This window comes from Bradyrhizobium sp. 191, assembly GCF_023100985.1.
GTDB classification, from domain to species: domain Bacteria; phylum Pseudomonadota; class Alphaproteobacteria; order Rhizobiales; family Xanthobacteraceae; genus Bradyrhizobium; species Bradyrhizobium diversitatis.
In genome coordinates this window covers 2,629,917-2,646,249 of sequence record NZ_CP064692.1, presented here as the reverse complement: position 1 = coordinate 2,646,249, position 16,333 = coordinate 2,629,917, and the positions used below count along the sequence as shown (strand labels likewise).

The window sequence follows — 16,333 nt, the reverse complement described above, 5'->3', positions numbered from 1 at the left end:
GGGATTCGGCTTCCGTCTTATGTCCACCCATGCCTAAGATCTTCCGCACATGAATGAGGGAGATTAGGGGCTGCCGCCGCGGACGAAGTTCGATGGCTCCAGCGTGATTCCAAGCAGGAAGAGGCTTGGCTGGTCTGGATCGCACAAAGCCGGTTGGGCGGGTGCAAGCTTTAAGCTTTGTTAACTATGCCTGACCGATGGTAGCGGCCCAGATCTCGAATGTGGGATGGCCCAAATGTTTCAGCTGTTCCTGAGAGCGCGCGCACACAATCTTCTCGGCTCCCGCCGCGAGGACAAGGGTTTCAAGGCCCGCTCCGTCGAGCGTGATGCGGCAACCGACCGCGTGCGGATCGGTGCCGTCCTGGCGGCGATCGATACGGCATTGCAGGAGTCGGAGAGGGAGCAGGCCGGGCTCAACCGGCGCGTTGACGATGCCCTCGCGCGTGCATCCGTCACGTTCGGAAACGGGACCGATGAATATCTCGAGCGGGAGCCGCTCGACAATCATCATCAGGATCTCTTCGCGGCCGACATCTCGAACGGCCAGCGCCGGCTCAAGGAATTGGCAAGCGCCATTGCTCACTTGAAGTTCGTCAAGACCGCGATGCTCACGCGTTTCCCGGACTTCAAGCCGCCGCAGCTCGATAGCTAGTATTGCGGATCTTGCTGCGCGCTCTGCAGCCATCGCTCGCCTCGAGATGAGGACGGAGTGCGCGACAGCAGTTTCAACGGCCACGGACGCCGAATGGCCTCATCCTGAGCCGCCAGCGCCGAAAGCGGACGCTGCACATGGAGAGGAGGCGCGTAAGCGCCGTCTCGAAGAACAGGCGTGCCGTCAGGATGCCGCCAAGAGTCCTATGCGGCACCCAGGGTAGAGCGCGTGACAATTCAGCATCGCTTTGCGGTTTGGTGCTGCGGCCCTTTTTGCTATGGTTCCGGCAAGCATTCACGGATTTGAAGGAGAGCAGAGGTGCCGGTCAAAAATCTACAGACGTTGGTTGGATTGGCAGGTGTGTTGACTCTGGCTGCGCCGGCGACGGCTTCGGCCATCACCGCCGAAGTGGCGCGCGCATGCGATGCTGCGGTCGCCAAGGCCTTTCCGCCCAGACAAATCGGCAATCCCGCAGCCGGCAGCGCCAAGGGAACGGGAAAGGATCAGCGCGAATACTTCCAGAAATGCGTCGCCAATAACGGCAAGGTCGGCGACATGCCGGCGGATGCGCCAAAGGACAACAAGCCGTCCAAATAGAAAACAGAAAGGCGGCGAGAGCGTTTTCGAGCGAGTGGATGACGGCTCGCTTGAAGAAGACGTATCGAGACAGGAATCGAGGGCTTCGGTTCCGAGACAATCAGAACCCATGTTGCTCTAGCTTCGTGTTGCTCTAGCGTCGTGTTGCTTTAGCGTCGTGGCGGCGGACAGGGCGAGTAGAACGCGCCGTTCGCCGCATTGATGCGTTCGACGCATTGATTGGGATCAGTGACCGTTCCGGCGACCGTGAAGTCGTAGCCCATCCCCTTGACCACGACGATGTAGCGGCCGGGAGCGAGCGTGAAGCCGTCCTGCTCCGGCTGGAGCAACAGCATTCGCGACTGCTGTTCGATCGGACCTACCTTGTAGGGGTACGACATGCTGCGGATGACCCAGGAATCGCCGGCGTTGACCATGGCGGCTTTCCCGCTGGCATCGACGCCCAACGCCCGGGAAACTTTCGCGACGACCCGAACTTCAGTCCCGCTTGCGTCGACGCCCCCATCGGGCCTGAACACGACGAATTTGACATCGCCGTCCATCAGTGTGGTCACGCTCGGCGCGTTGATGGCTGCCGAGATCGCGACGCGCCGGTCCGGAATCTTTCCGGGCACCGGCTTGAGCTCATGGAGTTGGCCCTCGCTCAAGGCGTAGACGCCGAACGTCGTCGGCAAAGGCATCGAGGGGTGCGCAATCGGCGCCGGCTCCTTTGGATTCTCCGGCGTTCGTTCCAAGGTCTCGCCCAGCGAGGGACTTGGAATCGTGGTCGGTTGAGGCTCCGAAGTCTTCGCCCGCTCGGACGGCGGCGCTACCTGCGACAATGCGGTCAGTTGTGTCCTCAGCCGTGGCCAAGAGACGATCGCGGTCCCGGCGCCCGCAATGAGCAGGAGGATGGCGGTCAAGCGAATGAGAGAATTGAAGGCCCCCCGCTGTTTGGGATGGTCGGGCGACCTCGGCGATGCGACAGGACGACGTGCCGTTTCCGCAGCCATGGAAGGGGTCGGGGAAGCCAAAGCAGGCGACGTTGGAAGGGGCGGAGGAGTAACCCGCGCGTGAGGAGGGACATCCACTTGCGGAGAATGCGACGCGACGGTGGCACTCGCCTTTGCTGATGAGGAAGTTCCGTCTCGCTCAAACGACCGCTCGACCTCCCGAATGGCGCGTTCGAGGACCTGCTGGAGCTCTCGTGCTTCCCACGCACTGGCGGGGGTGAATTGTTCCAGAAGCTTGACGCGGGCCAACTCGTAGACGATATCCCGCATCTGCCGCGGGTCGTCGGAGATCTCGCGGATCCGCTCCGATAGCAGGCGGACGAGTCCGGCCTTGATCTCTTGCGCCTTCGAGGCGTTGGCTGCTGTGTCGCCGGTCTCGGTCATCAAGGCCGATCAACTAGCCCGGATATTGCTGTTTCGCTAGGCTTTTCACCCCGGCTCCCCTCGGCCGGGGTGAGCGCTTTATGGCCGCCCTGCAAAGGTCCTGCGCGATCGTCTCGAAGCGCTTGCTTTTGGGCAGAAACCTGTGACATTTCGCCCGGCTCCTCATTCCGGTGTTTGACCATGCGCGGCGTTTTGACAGCAACCATGTTTTTGGCCTTCCTGGTTCAGTCCGCTTCTGCGCAGGGGACCAAGGATCAGGCCAACACCACCAGCTCCAGCATCATCACGACCCCGACGAAAAAAGCGCAGACCACCCAAGCTGCGTCCCGGCCGACCGCAATCCGGAACGTGACGGGGAGCCTTCCTGCCGGAAGGGCCGCCCAAGGCGTTTGGAGGGATGGCAAGCTGGTCGCCGTGCCCAGGTGAGGTCACGCAACGAACTGTCAAGCAGCCGTGAAGGAACGGTGTCCGCCTCCCTGACGTTGTTGATCGGGAGATATCGCATGAAACGATTGGTTTTGATCATACTCGCGTTTGCCGTGCCTGCCAGCGCTTCGGCCCAGGGCGTCAATGACCCCTCGTCGCCCAATCGCAACGTGATCATCGTCAACCCCTCGCAGCCCGCGCCTCCCAACGCGACCCGGAATATTCCGAGCCGCATCGAGCCGCCGGTCACGAGCGGCGGACGCGCCCGGCCCTATCACGGGAACAGAACCCGGGGGAGCGGGTCGAGCCGCTATTAGCCGCTTCGGCGGCGCTGTGAGACAAGCTTTATTGCGGGTTGACCTCGACCTCCAGGGTCGAGGTGCCGGGGTCGTGCCGGTTCTTGCCCGAGATCAGCAGCGTGAACCTGTCGGCACCGCGCGCCGTGCTTTCGGCCGAATAGCGGAAGCCTGACCCGACCACCGCCAATTGCCCTCGCGATGGTCCGCTCACGACCGAGACGTTGAAGATCTGCATGTACGACCAACGTAGCCCCTGGATGCAGTCGGCTCCGGGTTCGATCGACATCGTCCATCTCACCGTATCCTGCGATAAGGCGAACGGCGTCCGTTCCTTGATGCAGAGGGGGCTGGCGTGCGCCGCGGGGCCAGATATGACCGCAGCCGCAACGACGACACCTGCCAGCAATACCGGACTTGCGCGCATTCTCAGCAACTCCACGGGGCGGATGCCGAAAGTTAGCAGCAATGACCTAATGAGGTCTTAGAGCAGAGCCGTCTGCCCTTGGGCCGATCCCGTGACGCGGATCTCAGGTCCTTCGGTCATCCGGTCGACCGCTCTCCGGACCATGCCATTCTGCCCCTGTTTTGCCCGACAGGTCAATTTCATTTCGGAAAACTGTAACCCATTGATCCGACTGGCTCCGGCTACTGTGCATGGGGTTGTTTTTCGATTTTTGCGGGAAGGCCCCAGGGAAGTTCGCCCGCGAACTGGCTTTCCTGCCATCGGCAAAGGTGTAGGCTGAGGAATGGAAGACGAGGACATTGGCCGATGGTCGTCCTTATCGTTCTGTCAGGGAGGCACCAGCGTGCGAACGGGTCGACGTGGCCACTGTGAAAAGCGGTTTGGGAAGCTGTCTCGGACGGTCGCAACCATCGCCGGTATACTCGGCCTTGGACTCGCCTGTCCGGCCTTGGGTCTCGCTCAGACCGAACTGGCGCCCTCACTCAACGACTATCTTCCATCCAGCGAGCCGGAAGTCACGCGCGACGAATTGCGCCAGCGGATCGAGGACGCACGGCGCCGCGCCAAGGACGTCTTGCGCGAGCGGCGGGAGCATCCCGAGCTCTCCAAGCCCATTCCGGTAGATCCGGACCTTGTCGCGACCGAGAGCCTGCTCAACGATGAAAGCCTGCAGCGAGGCGACATCGTTGCGACCAAGAAGGGCATGTTCGTCTACAAGGGGCGATCCGATCAGCCGCGCCGCGACGAGGACTTTGTGCCCGTCAATCCGAAATCGGTACGCTGAAGAATTCGCTGCAGCCCCGGATGCGATAGCCACAAGGCTGGCGCGGCTCAGTACCGCCGCAAGATCTCGTTGAATTTGGGATCGGTGATCTTCGTCGTCTCCAGCAGCAGCGATTTGCCTTGCGGTGTTGCCTGCACATAGGCCGCGATCAACAGAGGCTCGTAACGCGAGCGACTGGCCAGCGCCGACCGGATGTCCGATTGCGCCAGGAGCTTGATCTCCTCATCGGTCGCCGCCGCGCTCGACGTCACGGTCCGGACGCGAGAGAAGGCAACGTCGATCGGCACCGATCCGGTCAAGTAGGACATCTTCACCGCCGGCGTGACCGCTTCGCCGGATTGGGCCTGTAGCATGCCGAGCGTGAGCCACAGCGCGGGCCGGATCGGTGAGATTTTCAAGGCAGCCAAGACGGCGGCCTGGGCTGCCTTGTTCTCGCTGGCCCTGCCGCCCGCCGCGGTCGACGGACCTTGAAGAACGTCAGCGGCCATCGCCGCCGCGTAGTTCGCAAGCAGATCGCCGTCCCATGAAAACGCAGCCAAGCCAGCGGCGGCTGCCAGCTTCGCCTTGTCGGGCGGAAGCTTGCCCGAGAACAAATCGCCGGCGCGAAAGTTCGGCCTTGTCAGATCGCCATAGAACGCCATGCCGGCGTGAAGCGCCAGCACGATTGCGGTGCAGATGCCGACGACGCGAAGCAGGATCATGCGGTTCATGGAGGAATTGACGAGGCCTGTGCGGGCGGGCCCGACGACGGGACCGAGGTCTAGCCAGAGCCCTTTAAATTGCCAGCAGACTATCGCCCTGGATGGTCAGCAGCGTCAAGTTTCCGGTCGCGTAGGCTCCGGTGTCGATGTTGATGCGGTTCGGGCGGATATCGGGCGCGCTGACCGGCGTATGACCGTGAACGACATATTTGCCGAAGCGCTCCTCGGAGGTCAGGAATTCCTCGCGGATCCAGAGCAGATCCGCATCCTTCTGGCGATCGAGCGCGACGCCCGGCTTGACGCCGGCATGGACGAAAAAGAAGTCGCCGCAGGTAAAGGAGGAAGGCAATTGCTGGAGGAAGGCCAAGTGCTCCGGCGGCAGCGCACGTTTCAGTCCCTCGATCAGTTCGACCTGCTGCTCCGCGGACGGATTCATGGTCGGCGTGATGCCGTAGGAGACCAGCGTCAGCAGGCCGCCATAGTGGCGCCACTCCTGCAGGCGGGCCGGGTTCTTGAGGACCTCGAGCAGGAAGACCTCGTGGTTGCCCTTCAGACAAACCGTCTCGTGCGATTTCGAGCGTTCGATCAAGAGATCAAGAACGGCGCGGGAGTCCGGGCCGCGATCGACATAGTCACCGAGAAAGACCTGAATGGCCCGTTCGGGGGCCGAGCGGGCGAGATCGACGTCGATCACGGTTAACAGCGATTGAAGCAAATCGGCGCGGCCGTGCACGTCGCCGATGGCATAGACGCGAACGCCGTCGGGAAGCCGAGGCTTGGCCTTCTTTCGAAAATGGCTGGAAAAACCCATCAGGTCGGTCGAATCGCTTCTGGCGTCACGAGCGGATCATCGCGACCGCTCTTAGCAGAAAAGTCACACTTCGGTATTCTTAATTATTTCCGACCGCTTAGCCCGCATTTTGATTAAAGGGTCGCGCGGCGTTTGAGCCGTATTTCAAGGCGTCTCACGTACCGTCCCCTCAACAAGAACGGGGAGCGCAACATGCGCAAAGTCGTGAAATTCCTGGCGGCCGTGGCCGCAATCGTCGTTGCTGCGGGGGTGCAGCAGAATGCGGACGCAGCGTTCGTCGGCGCGCCCATGGGGCTGCGCGGTACCATCCAGTACATCAAGTTCGACCGGCCGACGCTGGCGCCGATGGCATTCACCATCTTTTGCCTGAAGTACAAGGACGAGTGCAAACCGCGGCCGCAACAGATCGTCTTCCGCGGCGGACGCCTGAAGCTAACGGCCCAACGCCTGGCGCAGATGCAAGAGGTCAACCAGCGGGTCAACAGCGCGATCCGTTCCGAACCCAATCTGGAAGGGCTGCGCGGCGAAAAGTGGCTGCTGCATCCCGCGAGCGGCGACTGCAACGACTATGCTGTGACAAAACGCCATGATTTGATCGCCAAGGGCTTTCCGGCGCGCTCGGTGCTGCTCAGCGAGGTCGTGACCACCTGGGGCGAGCATCATCTCGTGGTCGTGGTGCGGACCTTCTCCGGCGATCTCGTGCTCGACAATCTCTCCGGCCATATCATGCCATGGTCGAAGAAGCCCTATCGCTGGGTCCGCATTCAATCGCCCAAGAACCCGAACTACTGGGCCTCGCTTGGCGATCGCGCAGTCTGATCACCCGCGCTCTATCGTGATCCGGATTGGCTGACGCTCTGCGACAGCCCCAGCCCCACGATCACCGAGAGACACAGGATTGCTGCCGGGCGCAGCAATCCGGGACCTGCAAAGCTCTGGACGAGCGCAAAGAGAACACAGGCCGCGGCTGCCGCGGGAAAGAACGAGTCGCGTCCGCGCTGCAGAGCGCCGAAGAATAGGCGGACCAAAGCGATCAGGCTCACTGCTATCATGGCAGCCAACCCAATCCATCCCATCCCCGCAAAGACGGCCGTGGCCGCCGAGGGCGCGTTCAAGACAGCTCCGGCATCGCTCTGATAGATCCTGCCCACCGCAGCAAAGGTCCCGGCACCAGCGCCGAACCAGCGCGTGTCGGCCAACATGCGCTCGAGGGCGGCCTTGGTCTCGGCTCCCATCTCCGGGACGAGCCGCATCAGGACCGGTCCGGAGCTCTGCTCGAACAGGAAGGTGAGCACGATCGCGGCGCCGACCAGGGCTGCCACCGACAATGCGCTCGCGGCCAATGGTGACAGATCCAACCTGCGGATGACGAGGATCAGCAGCATCAGCACAACGCCAAAAGCCGCTGCGATTGCGCTGTTCGTTCCGGAAAACCCAAAGATCGCGGCGGCGCTGACCAAAGCTCCGACCAGGCCACAAAGGCCGATCGCGGCCGAGCGCAGTACCGAGTGATGCGTTTCGGCCCGTTCAGCGGCGAGCTGAATGACCGCCAGATTGAGCATGAGGCCAAGGCCGGCCAAGGTCGTCGTGAGGTCATGCGGTATGTCTGCAGCAAACGCCGGCAACAGCCGATGCAAGTCGAGAATCAAGGCTGCGACCGCGGCGACGCCGCTCAGCACAAAGAGGATCAACTGGGCACGGCTGCGGTTGCGCACGACTAGGACGGTGACGCCGAGCAACGAGATCGCCGCAAGCGCCAGCAGCAGCGCGTTCAGGGTCAAGCCGATGTCGGCTGTGATCGGCCCGAGCGGCAGACCGCCGAGGACATCGTGAGCGCTCGCCCAGATCGGATGCGCCGAGCTGAGCGGAAGAGGGACCAGTTGGGCGGCGATACACAGCGGAATGGCGATCAGGAGCCACCGGCCCCACGAGGTCGCGCGAACACAGTGATCGTAGCCGGCCTTGCGCGTGCTCGAGGCTGCCGCCAGCAAGCTCAGTGCTGCGGCCATCGTCGCGAACTGTGCCCCGAACTTGACGCCGGCGATTTCGAGAGCGGAAGCGGAAACGATGGAAACGAGGAGGGTAAAATAAGCGAAGGACAAACGGCGCTCGAAGGGAATCCTGAAACGGTCAGGTCACCATACAAGCGAGCGGTGGGTTTTCAAGCAGAGGTCTTTGCCGGCAACCCGCCTGGCTTTCGCGCGGCCTGCGAAGGCTGGTGGCAGCCTCAGCCCGGCGTCATCAGCGCACAGACTTGACCGGGCGGGCGAATACGCGCCCGGTACGCGCGGCAGCAAGGCCAAAGCGGGCCCCTGACCCGAAGAGATAGCCACCCTGCAGGGCAATGGCTGCGAACACCATGCCTTTCAGGCTCTCGATCACCGTGAGACCGATCATCAAGCCGACCGGGACGGCGGCGAGCAACATGACGAAGGTCAACGGCACCAGCACCAGGACGCGAAAGCGCTGCCCCAGCACGGCACCGACGAGAAAGCTGAAAATCAAAAACGCGGTCATCCGAAACACTCTCCGTGCTCCGGACACTAGGTTCCCCTCCCTAAAAAGACCCTTAAGTAGTATGGCTAAATTTGGCCTATTGGCTGCAACTTGCCAGCAGCGAATGATAGGCCTCTCGCAGCCCGTTCAGCGCTACTACGCCCCTGATTTCGCTGTCGCCTTCGCTGACCGCCACGGACAGCGAGGCCGCTGTCTGCCACTTGCCGGCGGCAAAGGCAGAGACCTCGTCCGGTAGCAGCACGGTAGCGCCTGCGGCCGCCACGCGCGCGTCGAAGTTCAAGGTGCCGCCGCCGGTCGCGGCGATCGTGACCTTCGGGCGGCTCCGTGGCGGGAAGGGCCGGATCAAGGCCACCATCACGTCGATCTTGCCCTGTGGCGCACAGCGGACGATCAGGCCGGCAAAGTCCGGGTCCGACTGGGCCGTATCCGCGGTCTTCATGATGGCGGCGAAGCTCTCGCCGTCCTTGGCCCCCTGGGTCCGGGTGAATTTCCAGACGGAGGAGGGGTCCGGTTGGGCGACCGCAACAAGTGGCGCTTCGTGGCACGACGATTCTGGGCTGCCGGGGCAGGGGGCGGGAGGGCTCCAGGGGCGACCAGCGGCGCCAAGGAGGGAACCTGCCAACAGCGGGATCAGAAGGAGGCCAGACACGGGGGAGTCCTATCCTGAATGGACCCAGCTTTGGCGAAGGGCGGCGAGGCCTCCGCCCGACATGCTGAGGCCTCAACTTGCGCATTTTGCCCGCCCGCCGGGCACACGAAATACAACAAATAGTCACAAAGGGTTAAACCAAGCCTCCAAGAGTGGCTCGCAGGCAACACTAGCCAACGGATCGCTCTGTTAACCGCCCGGAACGCTTGTCGCACCCACCCCCTAGGCCGTACCAACTTACGTCAATTGGGACTATCGGGCGCGATTCATGTCATCTATTGCCAAGACCTATGTTTTGAAGCCTGCGTTTCTGGCGGTCGCTTTAGCGCTCGGGGCCTGTTCGACCAATCCCGGCTCGGGTCCACTGACGGACGACGTCAACAACAAGATCCAGACTGAGAACGCGCCGGCCTACGAGCTGGTGCCGCTCAATCCGGCTACGGTGAAGATCCTGCACACCCATGAGCCCAAGGGGCTCGCCGGCGTGTTCACCGATCGCCGTCCGCCCGCCAGCATCGTGTTCGGCATCGGCGACGTCGTCAGCGTCACCATCTTCGAAGCCGCGGCGGGCGGTCTGTTCATACCGGCGGAAGCCGGCGTCCGTCCGGGTAACTTCGTGACCATCCCGGACCAGGCGGTGGACAATGACGGCTTCATCACCGTGCCCTATGCCGGCCAGGTCAAAGCCGCGGGCCTTACAGCGGTCCAGATCCAGCGCTCGATCATCGAGAAGATCGGCAACCGCGCCATCGAGCCGCAGGCGGTCGTTGCGATGTCTTCGCAGCGCACCCAGCTCATCAGCGTGCTCGGCGAAGTCAATTCGCCGGCGCGTTATCCGGCGAGCGCGGCGGGTGCGAAGGATCGCGTACTCGACGCGATCACTCGCGCCGGCGGCATCAAGGGCCAGGGCTTCGAGACCTGGGTCATGCTGGAGCGCGGCGGCAAGCGGGCGACCGTGCCGTTCGAGAATCTCGTGATGGCACCCGAGAACAACGTCTACGTTCGTCCCGACGACAGCATCTACGTCTATCGCGAACAGCAGAAGTTCCTGGCGTTCGGTGCCAGCGGCCAGAGCGGCGAGTTCAACTTCGATGCCTGGCGCATCAACCTCGGCGAAGCGGTCGGCAAGGCCGGTGGTCTGCTGGATGGCCAGGCCGATCCGGCTGCGGTTTATCTCTATCGCCGCGAACCGCGCGAGGTCGCTGCCCAGCTCGGCATCGACGTGAGCAAGTACACGTCAGAGACGATCCCGGTCATCTTCAACGTGAACTTCCGCGATCCGGGCGGCTTCTTCCTCGCCACCAAGGTCATGATGAAGAATCAGGACATCATCTACGTCTCGAACTCGCGCAACGTCGAAGTCGCCAAGTTCCTGACCTATCTGCGTGTGATCATGGCGACCGGCAGCGATGCCGTGAACCTCTCCAACGATGCCCTGATCTTCCGCAACAACATCAAGCTGGCGCCGTAAGACGCCAACTTGATCGACCAAGACCGATGGCACCGGGCCTTTGTCCCGGTGCCATTTTCGTTTAGCAATCGAAGCGGTTCTGCCGGGGCTACCAGTTCGGGATTTGGATCAAGGCGCCACTGAACGCGGCGTGCCGGTCGTCGGTCCACCCCGCAGTGTTGCAAGAGGCTTCATGCGGTTTCGAGCATTCTGGCGTCTTCTGGCGCTCGTTCTTCTCGCCTTCGGGCTTGCACCGATCGGAAAGGCTCTCGGGGCTGCCGCGGAGCTGGGCGTCCGCCATCGGATCGACGTGCTGGTCTCAGCCGAGCCCGATGCTCCGATCCTGTCGCGCCTGAGGGGGGCCAAGGGCGAGCTGTCCTTGACCGTCCGTCTCTCGGCGAACTCCAAGGAGAGCAAATTCTTCGGAATGTTGCGCCCGTCTTTTCCCGATATCGTCGTTCCCGATGGCGCCGGCAAACCGCTGGTGCAACAGACCAAGCTCTGGGAGGAGGATGTCTGCCATCAGCGCCGCGGGCTGCCGAAGGTCACCGTGACCCAGGTCAGCGGGCATTTTGCGGACGGCGAGGGGCGGATCGAGATCTCCGCCCTCAACCGGCACATCGGCCTTCTGGTCCCGCCCGACGAATTAACCCCCGGAATAAAACTCGACCCCGGGAACGATAGCCTCGGGGCGTTCTATGCCTTCCGGGCACAGACCCGGAACAGCCGCCTGAATGTGGATCTTAGGATCTACTCGATCGATTGCCCTCTTTAGTTCGGGCAAGGCGCAATCAGCCTCGGCAAATGAGCTGGCGCTTCCCGATCTGATCTGCTCCCGACGCGCTATCGCGCTGCGTGCGTGTCGTACCAACCCGCTGGAGGAAAGTCCGGGAAGCGGTAATCCTTTCGCCCGGCCGCGCGCACCAGCGCGGCCTGAATCCCGCCAAGCATGCGGAATACGCTCTTTCGTCCCTGGAAGATGCCGGCGTCTCCCGCCAGCGCATAGCCGCGGAAGATCCCCTTGTAGACCTCAAGCGCATCGAACATGTCCATCCACCGCCCGGGCAATTCGTTGCCGAACAGTCCGCTGCTGCCTTGTTCGAATCTGTGCGGCTGGAAACAGCCTTCGGTCGCTGGCTGAGGCGGCTCCTGCAGGGAGACGAGGCTTTGATCCACGATCTTGTATTTGGAATAGCCCAGGTTCCTGAGCAGTTCGAACTCCCTTACGAGATCATTCCAATTCTTCTTCTCGGACTCGATCGACACAAATCGCGGCGGTTCGGAAATGTTCTCGAGCGATGACAATGCGTCAAAATCGTTCCCTTCGATATCGATCTTGCAATATCTGGGAATGCCGTGGTCGCGCATGATATCGGCCAGCCGCTCGGCTTTGACCGTTATCTTTCGCACGCTCGCTGCGCCCAGCATCTGGTTTCGCTTGACCCACTCGAGATTTGCCGTTCCCCAAACCGAGTGCTCGGTGTTGACGTAGAAGTCGATATTCCCCGGCGTCCTGGCGACGGCCAGGTTGAGGATCTTCAGTTGCCCTGTGGCAACCTGCTGGGAAAACTGCTGGCCAAGAGCGCTACAGAATTCCGGTACAGCTTCGATGGCAACGACCTTGAATCCCTTTTTGAGATAGAACCCGGTGTCTTCACCCTTGTGGGCGCCGAGATCGTAAATGAGGTTTTCGTCAATCATGGTTTTCGTACTCGTGTCCAGAGCGTGATGAGCGTCGTGCGCAATGCGTTTCTAAAGCGCGATGTGATTAGGGCTAATCGTCATGGCGCTTTAGTTGTTGTTTAAGCATGGTCTTTCGGAAAACCGCTGCTCGCTTTTCCGGATCATGCTTCAGCGGTGGAAGGACAAGATGTTGGTTGGATGAATTGATCCGGCAATCACATCCGCCACTGCAGCCATGTTTCCGGCTAGCCTGCCTCGATAATCGATCATCGGATGCTCGCGAAATGAGCGCAGCGCGTTGGACGCGAGCGCTCGTGTCCAAAAGTATGCGCATTTTCCGAGGGTAATTGTTCCTTTGCGCGCAAGGTAGAGCGGATTGGCGAGCTGCGAGTAACCATATTTGTAGCCGCTGACCCGTCCGGACTTTGACCCGAGATGTACACCGGTCAAGTTTGAAGCTCGATAGATGTCCGAGAACTTCCTGATCTGTCCGGAAAAATCCGTATCCTCCAGCCATCCATAGAGCGGCAGATTCTCGTCGAATGCACATTGGTCGAAGACTGTCGCTCTGAAGGCCATATTGCACCCGTACAGGCCCTCCTTCGACTTGCTGTATCCGGTCTGATCGCTCGCCCGAGGCAGCGCCAGCGCATCGGAAGCCTGATCCTCGGTGATTGCGATGCTGCCTCTTGCCCCGTCCATGATCACCGCTCCCGTAACGGCGAGGACCTGTGGACTTGCAGCAAACAGCGCTTCGCATTTCTGCAGCCAATCGGCTGCGGGCCTGAAGTCATCGTCGAAGAAGACAATGATCTTCGCAAGCCAGGCCTCGGGAGTGCTTATCTTCTTGGCCGTTTGTACGCCGTGGTTTCTCTGCGACGTCAGTCCCGGTCGAGGAGAAACCAGTCGGTGCACGCTCGGATCATTCGGGACGGCGGCAGCATCGGGCAAATCCTTGGGTTCAGCGCCCACAAGCATGACGCGATCAGGCGCGCGTTCTTGAAGTCGAAGCTGGTCTAGAAGAACTTGAACGTCTGCCGGTCTGCCGCGTGTCGCTAAGATGACGTCAATATTCAATTTACCCTCGCAGAGCTACGGCCAGCAACGCTGGTCGTCTGACATAAGAACTTCGTGGAAACGTTCGATCGGAAGCAGGAATTCTCCCGGAAACAATCCGCCGGCAATTGGCGACGTGGGCTTTCGCAAGCCTGGGGATACGGTGCGGGCGAAGCACTACTGGACCACGTTGCGGAAATCCAGCGTAGACGATTGAAATCGGGACCGTCCAGCCCCTTCATCGGATGAGATCCGCGCTTGGGGCGAACCGTCCTGTTAACGAACTCGAGGCCGCCAGGATGGGGACGCATTGCGGAGCAGGGCCGGCAAAGCGTTCTCCCTCTTTACTGTGCTCCCGCATGAGTTGACGCCGGAAATTAACCTCTGTAGGCGGGGTACGGTTCAGAATGGATCATCCACCGCCGTCTCTGCCGAGTGCGGCACTTGCTGGACGCCTGCGGGATCATCCGCTCTAATGTATTCTCCACTGGGAGGCGTCAGACGAAAGCGATGGGCCGTGTTTCGATGAACATTCGCTGGTCGGCCGATCTCGTATCCAGCTGTGTGCTGTTCTTTGTTGTAGCGAGCGCGCCGTTCCCGTTTGGGTCGACCAACAATCTTGCCATTGCCTTCTGGTGCGCTTGTCTGGGAACTGCCCTGGTCTTTGCGCCGGCGAACGCGCTGCGTCGTCCCCATCTCTGGATCATCGCAGGCATCTTCATCGTTGTCGCCGCTTACGGCTTCGCGCTGCACGAACAGTTGTCTGACAGCCCGTGGATTGCGCCATATCATCCGATCTGGAAGCAGCTCGGCTCGCTGTTCGATACGGCCGTTGCGCCATCGGCCTCGATTGTCAGGTACGAAGCTCTCTTTGCTGTGGGGGCGCCACTTGCAAACATCTTGGCTATTCTGGTGGGGCTCGTCATTGGCGCCGACGCGAGGCGTGCACGCCAGGTAATGCTGGTGATTGCGCTCTCAGGCAGCTTCTACGCTGCATATGGCGTCTTCTCGTTTCTCATCGAACCGACCATGATTCTGTGGCGCGACAAGACCGCCTATCTCAGCAGCGTCACCGGCACGTTCATCAACCGCAATACCGCCGCGGCCTATTTCGGCTCATGTGCGGTCATCTGGATACTTCTGCTTCTTACGGACGTGCGCCGCCACCTTCCCGGAGGACGTTTCAGATGGAGCAATCTCTCCCGCGATCTGGCTAAAATTCCCCAGGCTTCGATAGCTCTGAAATTCGCCGCGCTCCTGATCTGCGTCATGGCGATGTTCATGACTGGCTCGCGGGCGGGCGTGGCTGTTTCGCTCCTCTCCATGATCTTCGTCTTTGTCGTCTTCCTCCGGAAGGACCTTCGGCCGCGCACCGGCGTCTGGATGGCCTTGGCGGCCGCCGCCTTGGTCGCTCTCGTTCTCTTGGAATTGCTCGGTGGTCGTGTCGTGGGCCGCTTCGATAGCCAGGGGCTGACCGATAGTGGCCGGCTTGAGGGGTGGAAGTCCTCGCTGCTCATCATCGCCGATACCCCCTGGTTCGGTACTGGGATGGGGACTTTCCAGTCGGCCTTTCCAGCCTTCCGCAGCCCGAATATTTCTATGCGCGGTACCTGGAATGCAGCCCATTCGACCCCTCTGGAGGTCGCTTTGGAGGCCGGAATTCCGATGACGCTCCTCCTGGCGTCTGCTTGGGCGGTCATGCTCACGGTGCTTGCGCGCGGGGTGCTCAGCCGCAAGCGTGACGCTTCGATTCCCCTGGCTGCCATCGGCACTGCGCTGCTGGCATTGCTCCATTCCGGCCTCGATTTCACGTTGCAGATACCGGGTTACAGCATCCCCTTCTTTGCGCTTTTCGGGGTCGGCCTGGCGCAATCCTTTCACTCCGGCGAGGGGAGCATCGAGCCGAAAGGGGCTGCGGCAAATGCGCTGTCGACCCGTGCTCACACTTCGGGATCGCCAAAACAGTCCTCTTTCCAGGTACTTGGGCCTTAACTATTCCTTTAGATTTGGTGGACAGGACTGCCTCTTTCGACTACTTTCTCATCGTTTCGTTCGGGCCATAAAGGCAAACTAGTTGTTGAGGAAATTATGAACCTTATCAGGTTTACGGTTCGAGCCGCTGTGGTGATTGCGATCGCAAGCTCGATATCCTCCGCCGCCAGCGCGGCTGTTTATCCGCCCAGCCGGCAACTGCAGGCTCAGATCATCTCCGATTTCAAGGGATCTCCTGCAACGCTTTTGCAGCAATATCCTGACGGCGGTCCGCAGTTGATTTCGCGCGTCCGCGACCTTGGAGCGTCGGATCCGACGACAGTGCCGGGTCTGATCGAACTGTTGAAGAACCCGGCGACATCGAAGGACCAGTTGCGCGCGATCGTCGCTGGACTTGCCCAGGTCGCCCGCATGGCGGCACAGACCGATCAGGCGTTTGCCAATGAGATTCAGGCCGCCGTCGCCGGAACAAACAATCCGGACGTGATTGCTGCCTATCAGGCCGCAACCGGTGATGTTGCAATCGCTGCGGCGGGCGGTGCCGGGGGTGGTGGCTCCGGTGGTGGGGGCCCGACGACCGGCTTCGGATTTGCCTTTGGTGGCAGCGGCTCCGGTGCCCAGAACTTTGGTGGCCTGCACTACCCGAACAGTGTGACGACTTATACGGGTTCGGTGACTCCCTCGACCGCCTATCCTGCGGTCAGTCCGACGCAATAACGTCCGGGCCTCTTGCGCCGGCATCCCCTTAGAGAAAATAAACCAAGGCAGCGTGTCACGCGCTGCCTTTGATCTTCCGCGATGACTCGCACGATATACTGCCCGTGAAGCACGTGGTGCGTCCATGCTTCGATGACTAGGCGTGATTGCGGACACGTGA

General features: G+C 61.3%; 18 protein-coding genes. 9 read left to right on the top strand and 9 right to left on the bottom strand.

The window, feature by feature from the left end; translation table 11 throughout:
- Positions 1–235: 235 nt before the first annotated feature.
- Together IVB23_RS12210 and IVB23_RS12205 are read left to right on the top strand one after the other, a co-directional pair.
- Positions 236–652 carry a hypothetical protein gene (locus IVB23_RS12210; protein WP_061878772.1) on the top strand — a complete coding sequence of 139 codons (417 nt, stop codon included), beginning with the start codon at positions 236–238 and terminating at the stop codon, positions 650–652.
- A gap of 318 nt (positions 653–970) precedes the next feature.
- A complete protein-coding gene (locus IVB23_RS12205; protein ID WP_245311995.1) occupies positions 971–1,249 on the top strand; it encodes a hypothetical protein in 279 nt (92 codons plus the stop codon).
- A gap of 149 nt (positions 1,250–1,398) precedes the next feature.
- Here the strand turns inward: IVB23_RS12205 and IVB23_RS12200 are convergent, their stop codons facing one another.
- Positions 1,399–2,625 (bottom strand): hypothetical protein, encoded by a 1,227-nt coding sequence (locus tag IVB23_RS12200; protein ID WP_197967444.1) that lies wholly within the window; start codon positions 2,623–2,625, stop codon positions 1,399–1,401.
- A 503-nt stretch (positions 2,626–3,128) separates the two neighbouring features.
- Here IVB23_RS12200 and IVB23_RS12195 point away from each other — a divergent pair.
- The gene (locus IVB23_RS12195) at positions 3,129–3,368 is read left to right on the top strand and encodes a hypothetical protein (RefSeq protein WP_156504929.1); all 240 of its coding nucleotides are present in this window, start codon (positions 3,129–3,131) and stop codon (positions 3,366–3,368) included.
- 28 nt (positions 3,369–3,396) lie between these two features.
- Here the strand turns inward: IVB23_RS12195 and IVB23_RS12190 are convergent, their stop codons facing one another.
- The gene (locus IVB23_RS12190; RefSeq protein WP_197967443.1) at positions 3,397–3,636 is read right to left on the bottom strand and encodes a hypothetical protein; all 240 of its coding nucleotides are present in this window, start codon (positions 3,634–3,636) and stop codon (positions 3,397–3,399) included.
- A gap of 460 nt (positions 3,637–4,096) precedes the next feature.
- Here IVB23_RS12190 and IVB23_RS12185 point away from each other — a divergent pair, with 460 nt between their 5' ends.
- Positions 4,097–4,597, top strand: a complete 501-nt coding sequence (locus IVB23_RS12185) for a hypothetical protein (RefSeq protein ID WP_247803685.1) — start codon at positions 4,097–4,099, stop codon at positions 4,595–4,597.
- Between the two features lie 47 nt (positions 4,598–4,644).
- On the opposite strand, the gene IVB23_RS12180 is transcribed toward IVB23_RS12185, so the two are convergent.
- Both IVB23_RS12180 and IVB23_RS12175 read right to left on the bottom strand, forming a co-directional pair.
- A complete protein-coding gene (locus tag IVB23_RS12180) occupies positions 4,645–5,307 on the bottom strand; it encodes a hypothetical protein (protein WP_247803684.1) in 663 nt (220 codons plus the stop codon).
- Positions 5,308–5,371: 64 nt separating this feature from the next.
- On the bottom strand, positions 5,372–6,109 hold the full coding sequence (locus IVB23_RS12175; protein WP_197967441.1) for a metallophosphoesterase family protein: 738 nt from the start codon (positions 6,107–6,109) through the stop codon (positions 5,372–5,374).
- A 192-nt stretch (positions 6,110–6,301) separates the two neighbouring features.
- Between IVB23_RS12175 and IVB23_RS12170 the strand changes: the two genes are divergently transcribed.
- Positions 6,302–6,928, top strand: a complete 627-nt coding sequence (locus IVB23_RS12170) for a transglutaminase-like cysteine peptidase (protein ID WP_247803682.1) — start codon at positions 6,302–6,304, stop codon at positions 6,926–6,928.
- Between the two features lie 11 nt (positions 6,929–6,939).
- On the opposite strand, the gene IVB23_RS12165 is transcribed toward IVB23_RS12170, so the two are convergent.
- The 3 genes from IVB23_RS12165 to IVB23_RS12155 all read right to left on the bottom strand — a co-directional run bounded on the left by IVB23_RS12165 (position 6,940) and on the right by IVB23_RS12155 (position 9,065).
- The gene (locus IVB23_RS12165; protein ID WP_247803680.1) at positions 6,940–7,848 is read right to left on the bottom strand and encodes a hypothetical protein; all 909 of its coding nucleotides are present in this window, start codon (positions 7,846–7,848) and stop codon (positions 6,940–6,942) included.
- A 502-nt stretch (positions 7,849–8,350) separates the two neighbouring features.
- Positions 8,351–8,626: a hypothetical protein gene (locus IVB23_RS12160; RefSeq protein ID WP_247803679.1), complete on the bottom strand. Its 276-nt coding sequence runs from the start codon at positions 8,624–8,626 to the stop codon at positions 8,351–8,353.
- A 76-nt stretch (positions 8,627–8,702) separates the two neighbouring features.
- On the bottom strand, positions 8,703–9,065 hold the full coding sequence (locus tag IVB23_RS12155) for a hypothetical protein (RefSeq protein ID WP_247803677.1): 363 nt from the start codon (positions 9,063–9,065) through the stop codon (positions 8,703–8,705).
- Between the two features lie 478 nt (positions 9,066–9,543).
- Here IVB23_RS12155 and IVB23_RS12150 point away from each other — a divergent pair, with 478 nt between their 5' ends.
- Both IVB23_RS12150 and IVB23_RS12145 read left to right on the top strand, forming a co-directional pair.
- Positions 9,544–10,746 carry a polysaccharide biosynthesis/export family protein gene (locus IVB23_RS12150; protein WP_061878780.1) on the top strand — a complete coding sequence of 401 codons (1,203 nt, stop codon included), beginning with the start codon at positions 9,544–9,546 and terminating at the stop codon, positions 10,744–10,746.
- A 130-nt stretch (positions 10,747–10,876) separates the two neighbouring features.
- Entirely contained in the window at positions 10,877–11,500 is a 624-nt protein-coding gene (locus tag IVB23_RS12145) for a hypothetical protein (RefSeq protein ID WP_247803675.1), read from the top strand.
- A 68-nt stretch (positions 11,501–11,568) separates the two neighbouring features.
- On the opposite strand, the gene IVB23_RS12140 is transcribed toward IVB23_RS12145, so the two are convergent.
- Positions 11,569–12,426 carry an FkbM family methyltransferase gene (locus IVB23_RS12140; RefSeq protein WP_247803673.1) on the bottom strand — a complete coding sequence of 286 codons (858 nt, stop codon included), beginning with the start codon at positions 12,424–12,426 and terminating at the stop codon, positions 11,569–11,571.
- A gap of 150 nt (positions 12,427–12,576) precedes the next feature.
- On the bottom strand, positions 12,577–13,485 hold the full coding sequence (locus tag IVB23_RS12135) for a glycosyltransferase (RefSeq protein WP_247803672.1): 909 nt from the start codon (positions 13,483–13,485) through the stop codon (positions 12,577–12,579).
- A 489-nt stretch (positions 13,486–13,974) separates the two neighbouring features.
- On the opposite strand from IVB23_RS12135, the gene IVB23_RS12130 reads away from it, so the two are divergent.
- Complete coding sequence (locus IVB23_RS12130; protein WP_247803669.1) at positions 13,975–15,456, top strand: O-antigen ligase family protein; 1,482 nt, start codon at positions 13,975–13,977, stop codon at positions 15,454–15,456.
- Between the two features lie 96 nt (positions 15,457–15,552).
- Positions 15,553–16,173, top strand: coding sequence for a hypothetical protein (locus IVB23_RS12125; RefSeq protein WP_061878785.1), 621 nt, complete (start codon positions 15,553–15,555; stop codon positions 16,171–16,173).
- Positions 16,174–16,333: the final 160 nt, after the last annotated feature.

Excerpts from the sequence above, each read along its gene's own strand:
- IVB23_RS12195 (WP_156504929.1), top strand. The coding sequence starts at position 3,129 with ATGAAACGATTGGTTTTGATCATACTCGCGTTTGCCGTGCCTGCCAGC.
- IVB23_RS12155 (WP_247803677.1), bottom strand. The coding sequence starts at position 9,065 with ATGAAGACCGCGGATACGGCCCAGTCGGACCCGGACTTTGCCGGCCTG.
- IVB23_RS12210 (WP_061878772.1), top strand. The coding sequence starts at position 236 with ATGTTTCAGCTGTTCCTGAGAGCGCGCGCACACAATCTTCTCGGCTCC.
- IVB23_RS12130 (WP_247803669.1), top strand. The coding sequence starts at position 13,975 with ATGGGCCGTGTTTCGATGAACATTCGCTGGTCGGCCGATCTCGTATCC.
- IVB23_RS12185 (WP_247803685.1), top strand. The coding sequence starts at position 4,097 with ATGGAAGACGAGGACATTGGCCGATGGTCGTCCTTATCGTTCTGTCAG.
- IVB23_RS12125 (WP_061878785.1), top strand. The coding sequence starts at position 15,553 with ATGAACCTTATCAGGTTTACGGTTCGAGCCGCTGTGGTGATTGCGATC.
- IVB23_RS12200 (WP_197967444.1), bottom strand. The coding sequence starts at position 2,625 with ATGACCGAGACCGGCGACACAGCAGCCAACGCCTCGAAGGCGCAAGAG.
- IVB23_RS12160 (WP_247803679.1), bottom strand. The coding sequence starts at position 8,626 with ATGACCGCGTTTTTGATTTTCAGCTTTCTCGTCGGTGCCGTGCTGGGG.
- IVB23_RS12150 (WP_061878780.1), top strand. The coding sequence starts at position 9,544 with ATGTCATCTATTGCCAAGACCTATGTTTTGAAGCCTGCGTTTCTGGCG.
- IVB23_RS12175 (WP_197967441.1), bottom strand. The coding sequence starts at position 6,109 with ATGGGTTTTTCCAGCCATTTTCGAAAGAAGGCCAAGCCTCGGCTTCCC.
- IVB23_RS12170 (WP_247803682.1), top strand. The coding sequence starts at position 6,302 with ATGCGCAAAGTCGTGAAATTCCTGGCGGCCGTGGCCGCAATCGTCGTT.
- IVB23_RS12180 (WP_247803684.1), bottom strand. The coding sequence starts at position 5,307 with ATGAACCGCATGATCCTGCTTCGCGTCGTCGGCATCTGCACCGCAATC.
- IVB23_RS12190 (WP_197967443.1), bottom strand. The coding sequence starts at position 3,636 with ATGTCGATCGAACCCGGAGCCGACTGCATCCAGGGGCTACGTTGGTCG.
- IVB23_RS12140 (WP_247803673.1), bottom strand. The coding sequence starts at position 12,426 with ATGATTGACGAAAACCTCATTTACGATCTCGGCGCCCACAAGGGTGAA.